Source organism: Acidovorax sp. ACV02 (assembly GCF_014851475.1).
GTDB lineage: Bacteria > Pseudomonadota > Gammaproteobacteria > Burkholderiales > Burkholderiaceae_C > Acidovorax > Acidovorax delafieldii.
Window position 1 is genome coordinate 393217 of sequence record NZ_JACUZU010000003.1, and the last position, 14857, is coordinate 408073.

Consider the following 14857-nt stretch of genomic DNA (forward strand, 5'->3'; position numbering starts at 1 on the left):
ACCGCCCTGGCCGGTGGCCGTGGCATTACCCCCTTCACACGCAAGCCATGGCATCCCACGACTTCGACGTTCTCATCGTAGGCAGCGGCCTCGCCGGCCTCTCGGCCGCCCTGCACCTGGCGCCCACGCACCGCGTGGCCGTCATCACCAAGCGCACGCTACAAGATGGATCGAGCGGCTGGGCCCAGGGCGGTATTGCCGCCGTGCTGGCCGACGACGACAGCTTTGCTGCCCACATCGAAGACACGCTGGTCGCCGGCGCAGGCCTGTGCGACCTGGCCACCACACGCTTTGTGGTGGAGAACGCGCCCGCATCGATTACCTGGCTGCGCGAGCTCGGTGTGCCCTTCACGCTCGAAGGCGACCAGCTGCACCTCACGCGGGAAGGCGGCCACAGCGCGCGCCGCATTGCCCATGTGACCGACGCCACCGGCGCGGCCGTGCAGCGCACGCTGATCGACGTGGTGCGCGCCACGCCCGGCATCACGCTGTTCGAGCAGCACACGCTGGTGGACCTGATCACCACGCGCAAGCTGGGCTTGCCGGGTAACCGCTGCCTGGGGCTGTATGCGCTGGACAGCGACACCGATGAGGTCGTCACCTTCCGCGCACCGCAGACCATTCTGGCCACGGGCGGCGCAGGCAAGGTGTACCTGTACACCACCAACCCCGACACCGCCACGGGCGACGGCATTGCCGCCGCCTGGCGCGCGGGCTGCCGCGTAGCGAACATGGAATTCATCCAGTTCCACCCCACGGGCCTGTACCACCCGCACGAAAAGTCCTTCCTCATCAGCGAGGCCGTGCGCGGCGAGGGCGGGCAACTCAAGCTGCCCCCCTCGGCCGGCGGCACGCGCTTCATGCTCGACCACGACCCGCGCGCCGAACTGGCCCCGCGCGACGTGGTGGCCCGCGCCATCGACTTCGAGATGAAAAAGCACGGCCTGGACTGCGTACACCTGGACATCTCGCACCAGAGCCCCGCGTTTCTGCAAGAGCACTTCCCCAACATCCTCGCGCACTGCGCGTCGCTGGGCATCGACATCACCAAGGAGCCCATCCCCGTGGTGCCCACGGCCCACTTCACCTGCGGCGGCGTGCTGACCGACCTAGCGGGCCGCACCGACCTGCCCGGTCTGTACGCCGTGGGCGAGGTGGCCTGCACCGGCCTGCATGGCGCCAACCGCCTGGCCAGCAACTCGCTGCTCGAATGCATGGTGTTCGCCCGCGCCGCCGCGCAGGCCATCGCAGCAGCCCCGACCACAGAACTGCCCACCGTTCCCGCCTGGGACGACAGCCGCGTGACCGATGCGGATGAATCCGTCGTCATCTCCCACAACTGGGACGAGCTGCGCCGCTTCATGTGGGACTACGTGGGCATCGTGCGTACCAACAAGCGCCTGGAACGTGCCGCCCACCGCATTGCCATGCTGCAGGGCGAGATTCAGGAGTTCTACGCCCATTTCCACGTCACGCGCGACCTGCTGGAGCTGCGCAACCTGGTGCAGGTGGCCGACCTCATCGTGAAAAGCGCCCAGCTGCGCCGCGAAAGCCGGGGCCTGCATTTCAGCCGCGACTACCCCGAGGTGGCAGCGCCTGCCGCCCCCACCATCCTTGTTCCGCCGGTGAAATGAAACACCCCCTGAGTCGCTTCGCGCCTTCCCCCTCAAGGGGGACGACACCCTCACTGCGGGACGGCCCTTGCTCGGTGTCCCTCGCCCTGGCCGCGCCAGTTGTATGGGCCGATGCCTCAGCACGCCTCGCGCAAGGACACTCATGACATATAGCGTCAAAGAAATTTTCTACACCCTGCAAGGCGAAGGCGGCCAGGCGGGCACACCCGCCGTGTTCTGCCGCTTTGCAGGCTGCAACCTCTGGACGGGCCGCGAGCAGGACCGCGCGCAGGCCATCTGCCAGTTCTGCGACACCGACTTTGTGGGCACCGATGGCACGCTGGGCGGCAAGTTCGAAACGGCCACGGCACTCGCAGAGCTGATCACCGCCCAATGGCCTGCAGGCGCGGGCCACCGCCTGGTGGTGCTGACGGGTGGCGAGCCCCTGCTGCAGGTCGATGCGGCGCTGATCGACGCGCTGCACGCCCAGCAGTTCCGCATCGCCGTCGAAAGCAACGGCACGGTTGCCGCGCCCGAAGGCATCGACTGGCTGTGCGTCAGCCCCAAGGCCGGTGCACCGTGGGTGCAGCGCAGCGGGCAGGAGCTGAAACTGGTCTGGCCCCAGCCCGGCTTTGACCTGCAGGCGCTGGAGCAAGACACGCAGTTCACCCACCGCTTTCTGCAGCCCATGGACGGCCTGCTGCAGCGCCAGAACACTGCCGCCTGCATTGACGCCTGCCTGGCCCACCCCGCGTGGCGATTAAGCCTACAGACCCACAAGCTCACCGGCATCCGCTGAGAGAGGCCAACAAAACTCCCCTGGCGTCGTTGTCCCGCCTTGTCGTACTACTCGTACTGCCTGCGGCGGAACGCCTAGCCAGGGCCGCTTCGCTGAGCTTTGTTAGCCTCTCCAAGTCCTTCTAAATCACCGTATGTTGTTCACCATCTCCCAGCGCTTCTTCTTCGACGCCGCCCACACCCTGCGCCGCGAGATCGAGGCCGAAGGCAGCCGCCGTGTACACGGCCACACCTACCACGCCGAAGTGTTCCTGACCGGCCCGCGCGACCCCGCCACAGGCATGGTGCTGGACCTGGGCCTGCTGCGCCAGGGCTTGGCCGTGGTGCGCGAGCAGCTGGACCACCACATGCTCGACGAGGTGCCCGGCCTGGGCACACCCACGCTGGAGAACCTGTGCCTGTTCATCGCCCAGGCACTGCCCGCCGACCTGCGCGCCAGCCTGAGCCGCGTGCGCGTGTGGCGCGAGGCGCTGGGCGACAGCTGCGCGCTGGACTTTCCACAGCCCTGACCGGCCATGGCCCTGCCACCGGCAGGCCACCCCCCAAAAGTTCACAGACTTCACCCAAGGAAGCCCGATGTTCCGCACCCTGCTCAAATCCAAGATCCACCGCGTGGCCGTGACCCAGTGCGAGCTGCACTACGAAGGCTCCTGCGCCATCGACGAAGACCTGCTGGACGCCGCCAACATCGCCGAGAACGAGCAGATCCATATCTGGAACATCAACAACGGCGAGCGCTTTGTCACCTATGCCATCAAGGGCCAGCGCGGCAGCGGCATGATCTCGGTGAACGGCTCGGCTGCACGCCGTGCTGCAGTGGGCGATCTAATCATCATTGCGGCCTTCGCCCAGGTGCACGAAGACCAGGTGGCCGCGCACCAGCCGCAACTGGTGTTTGTGGACGACCACGACCACAACCGCCAGACGGAACTGCGCCACGCAGTGCCCACGCAGGCCCTGTAACGATGGCACCAACCCATGACGCTCTGGTGGCCCGCAGCCTGGCTGCCGTCTGGCACCCGTGCACCCAGATGAAGCGGCACGAGGCCCAGCCCCCCGTGGCGATTGCCCGCGCGCAGGGCCCGTGGCTCTACGGCACCGATGGGAAGCGCTACCTGGACGGCATCAGCTCCTGGTGGGTCAACCTGTTCGGCCACAGCCACCCACACATCCAGGCCGCGCTGGTGGACCAGCTGGGCCAGCTGGACCACGTGATGCTGGCGGGCTTTACCCACGCGCCCGTGGTGGAGCTGTCCGAGCGTCTGGCCGCCCTCACCGGCCTGGGCCATGCGTTCTACGGCAGCGACGGCGCAGCCGCCACCGAGATCGCCCTGAAGATGAGCGCGCACTACTGGCGCAACACCGGTCGCCCCGCCAAGAGCGGCTTTGTGGGTCTGGCCGGTGGCTACCACGGCGAAACCGTGGGCGCGCTGGCCGTGACCGACATTGCGATCTTTCGCGAAGCCTATGCCCCGCTGGTGCGCCTGGCCGACACCGTGCCCAGCCCTGACGTACGCGATGCGGCAACGGGGGAGACCGCACAGGACGTGGCCCGACGCGCCGCTGCCGCGCTGGAAGCATGGCTGCAGGAGCACCACACAACCACCGCCGCCTTCATCGTCGAGCCCCTGGTGCAATGCGCGGCCGGCATGGCGATGCACGACCCCGAATACCTGCGCCTGGCACGTGCGCTGTGCAGCCGCTACGAGGTGCACCTGGTGGTAGACGAAATCGCCGTGGGCTTTGGCCGCACGGGCACCATGTTCGCCCACCAGCAGGCCGGAATCCGGCCGGATTTCATTTGCCTGTCCAAAGGCCTCACGGGCGGCACACTGCCGCTGTCGGCCGTGCTCACCACCGATGCGGTGTACGCCGCGTTCTACGACGACGATGTGGCGCGGGGCTTTCTGCATTCGCACTCGTACACCGGCAACCCGCTGGCCTGCCGCGCAGCGCTGGCCACGCTGGAACTGTTTGAGCAACTGGATGCACTGAAAACCAACCAGACGCTGGCGCAACGCATTGATACAGCCTGCAGGCCCATCACACAGCACCCGCGTGTGCAGCATGCACGCCATCTTGGAATGATCTGGGCCTGGGATGTACACACTACCCTGCCCAACTTTGCGCGCCGTTACCACCAGCACGCCATGGCACGCGGATTGGTACTGCGACCCATTGGCAAAACGCTGTACGCCATGCCGCCCTATGCGCTCGACGACGAGGCCGTCCAGTGCCTCGCCAGCGGCGCGCTCGATGCGCTGAACGCCACCCTGCAGGAGGAAAGTTGATGATGGGATGTTTTGTGACCGGCACCGATACCGGTGTCGGCAAGACGCTGGTGTCCGCCGGGCTGCTACACGCTCTGGCGCGCCACCACCGCCGCGTGGTGGGCATGAAGCCCGTGGCGGCTGGCCTGGTGCCCTGGGGGGACGACTGGGCCAGCGAAGACGCGATTGCGCTGCGCTCGGCCTCTACCCTGGCCGTGCCGCCATCGCTGGACAACCCCGTGCTGCTGCCCGACCCGCTCTCGCCCCACATCGCCGCGGCGCGGGCGGGTGTGCAGATCGACATCGCTGCCATCGTCGCCAGCTACCAAACGCTGGCCGCTCAGGCCGACGCCGTGGTGGTGGAAGGAGCAGGCGGCTTTCATGTGCCGCTCACCGATACGCTGACTGGCGCAGACCTTGCCCAAGCCCTGGCCTTGCCGGTGGTGCTGGTGGTGGGTTTGCGGCTGGGCTGCCTGAACCATGCGTTGCTGACCGCCGAGGCCATCCGTGCGCGGGGCCTCACGCTGGCGGGCTGGGTGGCCAACCGGGTGGACCCCGACATGGAGGCGATGGAGGACAACATTGCCTACCTGCGTACCCGGCTGGGTGCACCGCTGCTGGCCGATGTGCCGCACCAGGAGCTACCCGAACCCGGCAGCCTGGTGTTTGATTTGCCCAAGGACTGGCGATGACAAGCGCCACGGCACCACAAACGTCGTGGCTCGACGAGATCCCCGCGCGCCTGGTCGACATCGAACGCGCCCACCTGCTGCGCCGCCGCCGTGTGGTGCAGCCCGCCGGCGGTGCACGCCTGTTGGTGGACGGCCGGCCCATGCTGGCCTTTTGCAGCAACGACTACCTGGGTCTGGCCGGTCACCCTGCGCTGGCCGAAGCCGCGCGCGAGGCCACACACCACTATGGCGTGGGCTCGGGCGGCTCGCCGCTGGTCAGCGGCCATAGCGCTGCCAACGATGCGCTGGAGCACGATCTGGCGGCCTATGTACAACTGCCCCGGGCCCTGTACTTCTACGCGGGCTATGCCACCAACACCGGCATCATCCCCGCGCTGGTGGGTGACGGCGATGCGCTGTTCTCCGATGCACTCAACCACGCCTGCCTGATCGACGGTGCCCGCCTGTCGCGCGCCACCATTCACCGCTACCCCCATGCCGACCTGGCCTCGCTGGAGGCTGCTCTGGCCGCCAGCCCTGCGCGGCGCAAGCTGGTCATCAGCGATGCGGTGTTCAGCATGGACGGCGATCTCATCGACATCCCAGCCCTGCTCGCGCTGTGTGAGCGCTACGACGCACTGTTGTTGCTGGACGATGCCCACGGCTTTGGCGTGCTGGGCCCCCAAGGGCGCGGCAGCCTGGCACAGGCGGGGCTGACGGGCCCCCACGCCTCGCGCCGCGTGCTGTACATGGCCACGCTGGGCAAGGCAGCGGGCGTGGCGGGCGCCTTTGTGGCCGGCGATGCAGCCCTCATCGAATGGCTGCTGCAAAAAACGCGCACCTACATCTTTGCCACCGCCGCGCCACCGCTGCTGGCAAGCGCACTGCGCCAAAGCCTGCAGCTCATGGAGGAAGCCGACGACCTGCGCGCGCACCTGGACGGACTCATCGCGCAACTGCGCCAAGGACTGTCCACATTGCCTGCATCGCTGGGCTGGCACCTGCTGCCGTCGCACACCCCCGTGCAGGCCCTGATCATCGGCAGCAACGAAGCGGCGCTGGCGGTGATGGAAGGCCTGCGCGCCAAAGGACTGTGGGTGCCTGCCATCCGCCCGCCCACCGTGCCAGCGGGCACGGCGCGGCTGCGCATTGCGCTGTCCGCCGCGCACACCACCGACGATGTGGCGCAACTGCTGGCCGCGCTGCATGCGCTAGCGACACCGTTGGTGAGCCGCTGACAAGCCGCAGTACCATGCACAGCCCAGGCGCCCTGCCAGTGCAGGCCCTCCCCTATCCTTCCAGCGAGACGATTCCATGCCCCACCTGACCATCGAATACTCGGCCAACCTGCCCCACTACCCCGAAGCCGAAACCTTGACGGCCCTGAACGCCGCCCTGTGCGCACATCCCCAGGTGCAGGACGAGGCAGACCTGAAGACGCGCTTCATCGTGGCCGACAGCTTCGAGATCGGCATCGCGCCCGCCAACCGCGCCTTTGTGCACGCACAGCTGCGCCTGCTGTCAGGCCGCACGCCCGAGGCCAAGAAGGAGCTGTCCGACCTCATTGCCGCTGTGCTGCGCGAGCGCACCCCCAAGCCCCAGGGCGTGATGGTGCAATTGAGCGTGGAGATCGTCGATATGGACCGGGGCTCGTACGCCAAAGAGCGGCTCTGACGCTGCGCTCCTGCCCCCGCCTCAGGCCCCGTCGCCTGCGTTGCCGGTGATCGGCTGCACGATGCCCGTGATGTAGCTGGAACAACTCGGGGCCGCCAGGAACACGCCGGCGGGCGAGATCTCCTCGGGTTGCGTCGGGCGGTCCAGACGCGTTGTCACGCCAACCTTTTCCACCTCTTTGGCCGGGCGCTCCGCCGGGATCCGCGGTGCCCACACCGGCCCCGGCGCCACCGCTTTCACGCGGATTCCCCGGTCGGCAAGTTATGCGCCAGCACCTGGGTAAAGGCATGGATCGCACCCTTGGTGGCCGGGAGCGAAGGGGACGGAGGCGGTCATGGCGGAATGTCTTTCTGCCGACAGGGGCTCCAGGTCAACCGGAGCCAAAAAAAGGGGCGCCTGGGCTTCAAGGCCAGTGCGCCCACGGTGGTACGGACGGCGAGTTCAACGACCGGGCCGGGGCAGCACACGCTGCCCCGGCCCGGCCGCGTCAGTCGCAGCAACGGTCAGCTGGCATCCTTGGACTTGCCGGTATTGCCCTGGTTGCCGCCAGACGCAGTGCTGGATGCGCTCTGGGAGCCCGCACCTTTCTGGTTCTGCTGGCCAGGCTGCTGCTGGCCCGAACTGCCGCTGGTGCGTGTGGAGCGCCACTGGCTGAAGTCATCCGAGAACTTCTGGTAGCGCTCCTTGCGCCAACTGTCGTAGTCGTCATCCAGCATGCGCAGTTGCTCGTCGCGCCACTGCTGGTAGTCGGGATCGCGGTGGCCCTGGCTCTGCTGGGCGGGCGGTGCATTGCGGGTGAAACCATAGGCGTTGCCATAGCCACCCTGGCCGCGTTCATCATCGCGATAGGGCGAGGCAAAGCGCCCTTCGTCATCGCGAAAACCCTGGCTCTCGTACGGGGCTCCCCAGGCCTGGTGCTGACGGCCGGGACCGTTGTCGTAGCCCGAGCGGCCCTGAGGCCCATACGCGCCAAAGCTCTCACGCCCGGTGCGTGGGTAGCCCTGCGATTCGCCACGGCTGCGGTTCAGGCCGTACTGGCCATACCGTTCGTGGCCATAGCGTTCTTGCTCATAGCGGTCATTGCGGTTCTCGAACTCCTGGCGGTAACCGCCAGGGCTGCTGCCGCGATGGTCTTCGCTGCCGTAGCCGTGGTGGTCACCGCGCTCGGTAAAGCGCATGTCGTCGGCATCGCGGCCCATGCCATGGCGGGAAAAGTTGCTGTCGTCGCTGTCTCTGTAGCCCATGGTGTTCTCCTTGCGGTCAATGGGAATATCAAAAATTGAAAGTGAATAGGAATGAAAGGGTGCGGCTGGCCACGCGCTGTTGTGGCCCGCCCGGTCTCAGGACTGACTCTTGTGCGAATCGCGGCTGCCTTGCTGCTTCTGGTCGCGGCCCTGCGCGTGTGTGTCGGCGTCGTTGCGGCCGCCTTGCTGGCGGTGGGTGTTGTCGCCCGTGCTCTGCTCAGCCTGCTGCTGCCCGGCGGGCGACTGGCGCTGAGACGAAGGGGTGTTGGGCTGGTTCTGCGGGTTGTTTTGAGACATGGTGGCTCCTGTCGAAGTGGTTGAACAAAGGTGGCACACAAAGCCTTCAAAGGCGTCTTGTGTGGGTTCATGTTCGAGGGGCACCGCAGCGCTTTTTGTAGGCCGTGTCCTATAGGCCTGTGGGCCAGGTGCGATGCGGTGTAAGCAAGCGCACAGCAGGTAGCGGGATGCAAAAGGGGGCATTTGCCAGACCGCAGCAACCGGCCTTGCCAGGCCGGTGCGGTCAGGCTGGGTGGGCGCCATGCACGCGCCTACAGCCCGGGCAAGCAGCGTCACATCCTGATGCACAGGATGCGCGTTGGAACGCTCGGCCCGCTGCCTGAACGACCACCGAAGGCAACACACCCACGGCCTGATCCACTGCGCTGAACGGCCCCTGCGGCGGCCGCCAAACACCCTGGGGCGGCACGCCAACAGGGAGGTTGCGAGAAAAGGGTTGGCTACGCGTCCAGCGTGGCGTCCAGCCAGCCGCGCAGGCTGTTGATGAACGCCCAGCCTTGCACGCGGGGGATGTCGGCCACGCGCAGCACGGCCTCCACCACGTGGCCGTCCTGCAGTGCCACGGCGCGGCCCACGCCGGGCAGCAGGCCGCAGGACAGGGGCGGCGTCACCCAGCGCCCATCGACGAGCGCGGCGATGTTGCCGAAGGTGCCTTCGGTGATCTCGCCCGCCTCGTTCCACAGCACCGTGTCGAACACGCCGGGGGTGGTGGGTGCAAACGCCGCGTAGTGCGCGCGCCGCGTGGTCTTGTAGCGCACAAACTCGCTGTGTGCGGCCGCAAAGGGGCGCGGCGCCAGTTGCAGGCGCACGGGCACCGCCGTGGTCTGCAGCGCAAAGGCCTCGGCGCGGGCGCTGCCATCCGCCGCCAGCAGCAGGCGCACCCGCCAGTCGCCATCGCGGTGTTGCAGGGCGGCAATCTGCAGCTCCTGGCGCACCGCATGTGCGTTGAAGACAAAGCTGAAATGCGCGGCCGCCTCGCCCATGCGGCGCACATGCTGATCGGCGTGCACGAATTTGCCGTGGTGCAGGCCCAGGGTTTCGAGCACCTCGAACGGAGCGCTGGCCCGCTCGACAAAGGCGCGCTTGTGTTGCCACTCGGCCCATTCGGCACCCGCCTCGGCACCCGAGGTAATGCCGCTGCCAATGCCGCAGGTGGCTTTGGCAACGCCGGGGGAGGCCTCCGCACCGGCACCCGTACCCACGCCACGCAGCACCACGGTGCGGATGGGCACATTGAACGTGGCCGCCACCGGGTGCAGGCCGTCTGGCCCCGCCGCCCCGCCAGGCCGCACCACACCCACCGCGCCGCAATACACACCGCGCGGCGCGGGCTCCAGCGCGCGGATCATCTGCATGGCGCGCACCTTGGGCGCCCCCGTGACGGAGCCACAAGGGAACAGCGCCGCAAACACATCCGTCAGCGTGGTGCCGGGCCGCGTGCGCGCCGTCACGTCCGAGGTCATCTGCCACACCGTGGGCAAGGCCTGCGTGGCAAACAGCGCAGGCACCTGCACGCTGTGCGGCAGCGCAATGCGCGACATGTCGTTGCGCAGCAGGTCCACGACCATCACGTTCTCGGCACGCTCCTTGGGCGCCGTGCGCAGGTGCTCGGCCTGCTGCGCGTCCTGCTCGGGGGTGGCGCCGCGCGGGGCCGTGCCCTTCATCGGGCGGGCCAGCAGGGTGCCGCCTTCCGGCGCGTCCTGCCAGTCAAAAAACAGCTCGGGCGACACCGACAGCACTTGCTCGTCACCCGCCTGCAGGTAGGCGGCATAGCCCCCGGGCTGGGCACGCAGCAACGCAGCAAACAAGGCCTGCGGCGAACCCTGCAGCGGGCCGCGAAAGGGTGCGGTGTAGTTGACCTGGTACAGCTCACCCGCTGCGATGGCCTGCTGGATTTGCGCCAGCGCGGCGTCAAATTCCTCGCGCTCGGGGCTGTCGTCCCACACCACCTGCGCAGGGGTTGCCGCTGCCGCCGCATCCGCCGCGTCGTCGGTCCCGGGCTGGGGCGTGTCGTACACGGCAAACCAGGCCAGCGGGCCGTCGGCCGCATGGGTCTGCAATGCAGCATCGAAGGCCGGGGCGGCCTCGTAGCGCACATGGCCCACGCACCAGCGTCCTTGCTGTGCGGCGGCAAACACGGCGTCGAGCACACCGCGCACCTCGTGCAGTGCCTGGGCCACCAGCACCTCGCGCGGGGCCTCGAAACGGTGGCGCAGGCGCGCGGCGCCTGCGCTCAGCGGCTGGGTGAAGTCAATGTGGCAACTAGAAGTCAAAGCAGGCGGAGGCGCTAGTGGATCATGCGCCTGTAGCTATCAAAACATGAGCAAACTTCAACGCGTCGTGCGCACTCAGGCAGCGCCCAGGTGGGGCAACAGTGCGCCGGTGGGCTGACCGTTCTTGAGCGCCGCTGTGAAGGCCAGCATGCGGTCAATCGGCTGACGCGCACGCGGAATCAGTGCGGGGTCCACGTGAACAGCGTTCGCACCGGTCTCCAGCACCCGGGCCACATCGGCCAGGCCGTTCATCGCCATCCAGGGGCAGTGCGCACAGCTCTTGCAGGTGGCGCTGTTGCCCGCCGTGGGCGCTTCGTAAAACGTCTTGCCGGGGTTGAGCGTGCGCAGCTTGTGCATCATGCCGTTGTCGGTGGCCACGATGAATTCGGTGGCGTCCATCTCGCGCGCGGCCTTGAGGATGGCGCTGGTGGAGCCCACGGCGTCGGCCAGGGCCACCACGTCGGCGGGGCTCTCGGGGTGGACCAGCACCTTGGCATGCGGGTGCTGCTGCTTGAGCAGCTCCAGCTCCAGCGCCTTGAACTCGTCGTGCACGATGCAGGCACCGTTCCAGAACACCATGTCGGCGCCCGTCTCACGCTGGATGTAGGCGCCCAGGTGGCGGTCGGGCGCCCACAGGATCTTCTGGCCTGCGGCCTTGAGGGCGCTCACGATGTCGAGCGCGCAGCTCGATGTGACGAGCCAGTCCGCGCGCGCCTTCACGGCCGCGCTGGTGTTGGCGTAGACGACCACAGTGCGGTCGGGGTGCTGGTCGCAGAACGCGCTGAATTCGTCGATGGGGCAGCCCAGGTCCAGCGAGCAGGTGGCGTCCAGATCGGGCATGAGCACGGTCTTTTCCGGGCTCAGGATCTTGGCCGTCTCGCCCATGAAACGCACGCCGCTCACCACCAGGGTCTGCGCCGCGTGGTCCCGGCCAAAGCGGGCCATCTCCAGCGAATCGCTCACCAGGCCGCCGGTTTCCTCGGCCAGGTCCTGCAGGTCCGGGTGCACGTAGTAGTGCGAGACCATCACCGCGTTCTTTTCCTTGAGCAGGCGCCGGATCTTGTCCTTGAGCGCGACACGCTCAGCCTGGGTGGGCTCAGGTGGCACGCGCGCCCAGGCGTGTTTGGTGGAGCAGACAGAGCCCGCAGCGGCTTCGTCAGGCTGCTCGTATTCCACATCAATGCGGTTAAGGATCGTGGTGGTCATGCCAGCTCCTGCAGGCGCATCGAAAAGTCCGTGGCCTTCACGTCCTTGGTCAGCGTGCCGATGGAGATGCGGTCCACGCCGGTCTCGGCCAGTTCGCGCAGGCCGTCGAGCGTGACGCCGCCCGAGATTTCCAGAATCGCCCGGCCCGCGTTGATGCGCACGGCCTCGCGCAGCATGGTCAGGGGCATGTTGTCCAGCAGCACCATCTTGGCGCCAGCCTCCAGCGCCTCGGCCAGTTGCTCCAGGGTTTCCACTTCGATCTCGATGAACTTGGCCTGAGACGCCACCCGCTCGGCAGCGCGCAGCACGGCGGTCACGCCTCCCGCAGCGGCAATGTGGTTCTCTTTGATCAGCACCGCATCGTGCAGGCCAATGCGGTGATTGGTACCGCCGCCCACGCGCACTGCATATTTCTGCGCCAGGCGCAGGCCGGGAATGGTCTTGCGCGTGTCCACGATGTGGGCGCGGGTGCCAGCCACCACATCCACATAGGTGCGGGTCTTGGTGGCCACGGCCGACAGCAGTTGCAGGAAGTTGAGTGCGGTGCGCTCGGCGCTGAGCAGCGCGCGGGCATTGCCTTCAATCTCCAGCACCACCTGGTCGGGGGCGCAGCGCTGGCCTTCGGCCACATGCCAGGTGATCTGCACCGTGGGGTCGAGGGCGCGCAGCGCGGCTTCGGCCCAGGGGGCGCCGCAGATCACGGCAGCTTCGCGCGCCAGGATGCGCGCGCGGGCGCGGCGGGCGGGGTCGATCAGGCCGGCGGTGAGGTCGCCAGTGCCCACGTCTTCGGCCAGGGCGCGGGCCACATCGGCCTGGGCCAGGGCCTTCACTTCGGTATCGCTCATGGGGGTCTTTGCGGGGGAATGTGCGGAATATGTCGCAGCTGTCATGGGCCGCGAGCATACCGGGAACGCAAAGGCCACTGTGCCAGCGCTGGCCCCTGGGGCCCGCGCTGGAAACCAATAAGTACACCCAGTATTGGTCGCATAGACTCGCGGCAATTTTTTGGCTCCACCGCGCTACATGACCGCCACCAGCCCTGTTTCCGCCACGCCCTATGGCACGCTGCCGCCCGCATCGCCCCTGCCCCAGCGCCGCCCCGTGAGCCTGCCGCGCCTGGCGCAGATGCGCGCGGCGGGCGAGAAGATCACCATGCTCACCGCCTACGACGCCACCTTTGCGGCCGTGGCCGATGCGGCGGGGGTGGAATGCATTCTGGTGGGCGACTCGCTGGGCATGGTGTGCCAGGGCCTGCCCAGCACGGTGGGAGTGACGCTGGACACCATGGCCTACCACACGGCCAGCGTGGCGCGCGGCCTGCACCGCGTGCAGGGCACGGCCTGGCTGGTGGCCGACCTGCCCTATGGCACCTATGCCGAAAGCCGCGAACAAGCGCTGCGCAGCGCCTGCGTGCTGATGCAGGCGGGTGCACACATGGTCAAGCTCGAAGGTGGTGGCTGGACGGCGGCCACGGTCGAATTCCTGGTGCAGCGCGGCGTGCCGGTGTGCGCCCACCTGGGCCTGACGCCACAAACGGTGCACGCGCTGGGTGGCTACCGCGTGCAGGGCAAAACCGACGACGCGGCCCGCACGCTGCGCAAAGAGGCCCATGAGCTGCAGGACGCAGGCGCCGCCATGCTGGTGCTGGAGATGGTGCCCGCAGCGCTGGCCGCCGACATCACGGCCGAGCTGCCGCACTGCCACACCATCGGCATCGGCGCGGGCAACGGCACGGCCGGCCAGGTGCTGGTGTTGCACGACATGCTGGGCATGAACCTCGGGAAGATGCCGAAGTTCGTCCACAACTTCATGCAGGACGCGGGCAGCGTGCGCGGCGCCATGGAGGCGTATGTGCAGTCCGTGAAGCAAGGGCGTTTCCCGGACAACGCTGTGCACGCCTGGTGAGCCCTTTTCCTCTCTCCTTCTGACCCCTCCGACCCCATGCTGATTGCCCGCTCCGTTGCCGACCTGCACCAGGCCCTGGCCCCCTACCGCCGCCCTGCGTTTGTGCCCACCATGGGCAACCTGCATGAGGGGCACATTGCCCTGGTGCGCCAGGCCAAGCCCCTGGGCGATGTGACCGTGGCCAGCATCTTTGTGAACCGCCTGCAGTTTCTGCCGCACGAGGACTTTGACAGCTACCCGCGCACCTGGGAGGCCGACTGCGCGCAGCTGCAGGCCGCCGGTTGCGATGTGCTGTTTGCCCCGCGCGAGACGGACCTGTACCCCGAGCCCCAGACCTTCAAGGTGCACCCCGACCCGCAGCTCGCCGACATGCTGGAGGGCCATTTCCGCCCCGGCTTTTTTGTGGGCGTGAGCACGGTGGTGATGAAGCTGTTTGCCTGCGTGCTGGGCCAGACCGGCGGCACGGCCGTGTTTGGCAAGAAGGACTACCAGCAGCTCATGGTGATCCGCCACATGGTGCAGCAGTTTGCGCTGCCCATTGACGTCGTAGCGGGCGAGACCTGCCGCGCGGCCGACGGGCTGGCGCTGAGCTCGCGCAATGGCTACCTGAGCCTCGAAGAACGGCAGGAGGCCGTGGCCCTGTCGCAGGCCCTGAAGCGACTGGCGCAGCAGTGGCTGGACGCCAGCGACCGCAGCACGCTGGAGACCCAGGCGCAAGACGCGCTGCGCGCCCGGGGCTGGGCGCCCGACTACCTCACGGTGCGCCGCCGGGCCGACCTGTTGCCCGCCACGGCCGACGATGCCGCAGGCACGCTGGTGGCGCTGGGTGCAGCGCGGCTGGGCAGCACGCGGCTGATCGACAACCTGGAGTTCTGATTAGCTATCATTTCCATAGCTACCCAGGCA

At 67.8% G+C, this 14857-nt stretch carries 15 protein-coding genes and 1 pseudogene; 10 read left to right on the forward strand and 6 right to left on the reverse strand.

The annotated features are described in order from the left end of the window. The first annotated feature begins 47 nt into the window (after nt 1-47). From nadB to IB236_RS09165, 8 genes are all read left to right on the forward strand, one after another. Nucleotides 48-1634 carry an L-aspartate oxidase gene (nadB, locus tag IB236_RS09130; RefSeq protein WP_192420229.1) on the forward strand — a complete coding sequence of 529 codons (1587 nt, stop codon included), beginning with the start codon at nt 48-50 and terminating at the stop codon, nt 1632-1634. A 142-nt stretch (nt 1635-1776) separates the two neighbouring features. Then, on the forward strand, nt 1777-2412 hold the full coding sequence (gene queE, locus IB236_RS09135) for a 7-carboxy-7-deazaguanine synthase (RefSeq protein WP_192420231.1): 636 nt from the start codon (nt 1777-1779) through the stop codon (nt 2410-2412). Between the two features lie 133 nt (nt 2413-2545). Continuing rightward, the gene (locus IB236_RS09140) at nt 2546-2920 is read left to right on the forward strand and encodes a 6-carboxytetrahydropterin synthase (RefSeq protein ID WP_056058569.1); all 375 of its coding nucleotides are present in this window, start codon (nt 2546-2548) and stop codon (nt 2918-2920) included. Nucleotides 2921-2987: 67 nt separating this feature from the next. Then, a complete protein-coding gene (panD, locus tag IB236_RS09145; protein ID WP_192420233.1) occupies nt 2988-3374 on the forward strand; it encodes an aspartate 1-decarboxylase in 387 nt (128 codons plus the stop codon). A 2-nt stretch (nt 3375-3376) separates the two neighbouring features. Next, complete coding sequence (bioA, locus tag IB236_RS09150) at nt 3377-4702, forward strand: adenosylmethionine--8-amino-7-oxononanoate transaminase (RefSeq protein WP_192420235.1); 1326 nt, start codon at nt 3377-3379, stop codon at nt 4700-4702. Further along, nucleotides 4702-5373: a dethiobiotin synthase gene (gene bioD, locus IB236_RS09155; RefSeq protein ID WP_192420237.1), complete on the forward strand. Its 672-nt coding sequence runs from the start codon at nt 4702-4704 to the stop codon at nt 5371-5373. The genes bioA and bioD overlap by 1 nt, the downstream gene beginning before the upstream one ends. Beyond that, nucleotides 5370-6590: an 8-amino-7-oxononanoate synthase gene (gene bioF, locus IB236_RS09160; RefSeq protein WP_192420239.1), complete on the forward strand. Its 1221-nt coding sequence runs from the start codon at nt 5370-5372 to the stop codon at nt 6588-6590. The genes bioD and bioF overlap by 4 nt, the downstream gene beginning before the upstream one ends. Before the next feature lie 76 nt (nt 6591-6666). Then, nucleotides 6667-7026, forward strand: coding sequence for a 5-carboxymethyl-2-hydroxymuconate Delta-isomerase (locus IB236_RS09165; protein WP_110960097.1), 360 nt, complete (start codon nt 6667-6669; stop codon nt 7024-7026). 21 nt (nt 7027-7047) lie between these two features. On the opposite strand, the pseudogene IB236_RS09170 reads toward IB236_RS09165, so the two are convergent. From IB236_RS09170 to nadC, 6 genes and pseudogenes are all read right to left on the reverse strand, one after another. Continuing rightward, nucleotides 7048-7334, reverse strand: a pseudogene (locus IB236_RS09170) (SDR family oxidoreductase); the annotation flags it as partial. Nucleotides 7335-7529: 195 nt separating this feature from the next. Further along, nucleotides 7530-8270: a hypothetical protein gene (locus IB236_RS09175; protein WP_192420241.1), complete on the reverse strand. Its 741-nt coding sequence runs from the start codon at nt 8268-8270 to the stop codon at nt 7530-7532. 96 nt (nt 8271-8366) lie between these two features. Beyond that, the gene (locus tag IB236_RS09180; protein ID WP_192420243.1) at nt 8367-8567 is read right to left on the reverse strand and encodes a hypothetical protein; all 201 of its coding nucleotides are present in this window, start codon (nt 8565-8567) and stop codon (nt 8367-8369) included. Nucleotides 8568-9007: 440 nt separating this feature from the next. After that, entirely contained in the window at nt 9008-10840 is a 1833-nt protein-coding gene (locus IB236_RS09185; protein ID WP_192420245.1) for a chorismate-binding protein, read from the reverse strand. Nucleotides 10841-10915: 75 nt separating this feature from the next. Continuing rightward, nucleotides 10916-12046, reverse strand: coding sequence for a quinolinate synthase NadA (gene nadA, locus IB236_RS09190; protein ID WP_099731014.1), 1131 nt, complete (start codon nt 12044-12046; stop codon nt 10916-10918). Further along, the gene (gene nadC / locus IB236_RS09195) at nt 12043-12891 is read right to left on the reverse strand and encodes a carboxylating nicotinate-nucleotide diphosphorylase (protein WP_192420247.1); all 849 of its coding nucleotides are present in this window, start codon (nt 12889-12891) and stop codon (nt 12043-12045) included. Before nadC ends, nadA begins: the two co-directional genes overlap by 4 nt. 178 nt (nt 12892-13069) lie before the next feature. On the opposite strand from nadC, the gene panB reads away from it, so the two are divergent. Both panB and panC read left to right on the forward strand, forming a co-directional pair. After that, a complete protein-coding gene (panB, locus tag IB236_RS09200) occupies nt 13070-13951 on the forward strand; it encodes a 3-methyl-2-oxobutanoate hydroxymethyltransferase (RefSeq protein WP_056746783.1) in 882 nt (293 codons plus the stop codon). A gap of 36 nt (nt 13952-13987) precedes the next feature. After that, complete coding sequence (panC, locus tag IB236_RS09205; protein ID WP_192420249.1) at nt 13988-14827, forward strand: pantoate--beta-alanine ligase; 840 nt, start codon at nt 13988-13990, stop codon at nt 14825-14827. The last annotated feature ends 30 nt before the right edge of the window (nt 14828-14857 follow it).

Excerpts from the sequence above, each read along its gene's own strand:
- nadC (WP_192420247.1), bottom strand. The coding sequence starts at position 12,891 with ATGAGCGATACCGAAGTGAAGGCCCTGGCCCAGGCCGATGTGGCCCGC.
- IB236_RS09165 (WP_110960097.1), top strand. The coding sequence starts at position 6,667 with ATGCCCCACCTGACCATCGAATACTCGGCCAACCTGCCCCACTACCCC.
- bioF (WP_192420239.1), top strand. The coding sequence starts at position 5,370 with ATGACAAGCGCCACGGCACCACAAACGTCGTGGCTCGACGAGATCCCC.
- IB236_RS09180 (WP_192420243.1), bottom strand. The coding sequence starts at position 8,567 with ATGTCTCAAAACAACCCGCAGAACCAGCCCAACACCCCTTCGTCTCAG.
- queE (WP_192420231.1), top strand. The coding sequence starts at position 1,777 with ATGACATATAGCGTCAAAGAAATTTTCTACACCCTGCAAGGCGAAGGC.
- nadA (WP_099731014.1), bottom strand. The coding sequence starts at position 12,046 with ATGACCACCACGATCCTTAACCGCATTGATGTGGAATACGAGCAGCCT.
- panD (WP_192420233.1), top strand. The coding sequence starts at position 2,988 with ATGTTCCGCACCCTGCTCAAATCCAAGATCCACCGCGTGGCCGTGACC.
- IB236_RS09140 (WP_056058569.1), top strand. The coding sequence starts at position 2,546 with ATGTTGTTCACCATCTCCCAGCGCTTCTTCTTCGACGCCGCCCACACC.
- bioD (WP_192420237.1), top strand. The coding sequence starts at position 4,702 with ATGATGGGATGTTTTGTGACCGGCACCGATACCGGTGTCGGCAAGACG.
- bioA (WP_192420235.1), top strand. The coding sequence starts at position 3,377 with ATGGCACCAACCCATGACGCTCTGGTGGCCCGCAGCCTGGCTGCCGTC.
- nadB (WP_192420229.1), top strand. The coding sequence starts at position 48 with ATGGCATCCCACGACTTCGACGTTCTCATCGTAGGCAGCGGCCTCGCC.
- IB236_RS09175 (WP_192420241.1), bottom strand. The coding sequence starts at position 8,270 with ATGGGCTACAGAGACAGCGACGACAGCAACTTTTCCCGCCATGGCATG.
- panC (WP_192420249.1), top strand. The coding sequence starts at position 13,988 with ATGCTGATTGCCCGCTCCGTTGCCGACCTGCACCAGGCCCTGGCCCCC.
- panB (WP_056746783.1), top strand. The coding sequence starts at position 13,070 with ATGACCGCCACCAGCCCTGTTTCCGCCACGCCCTATGGCACGCTGCCG.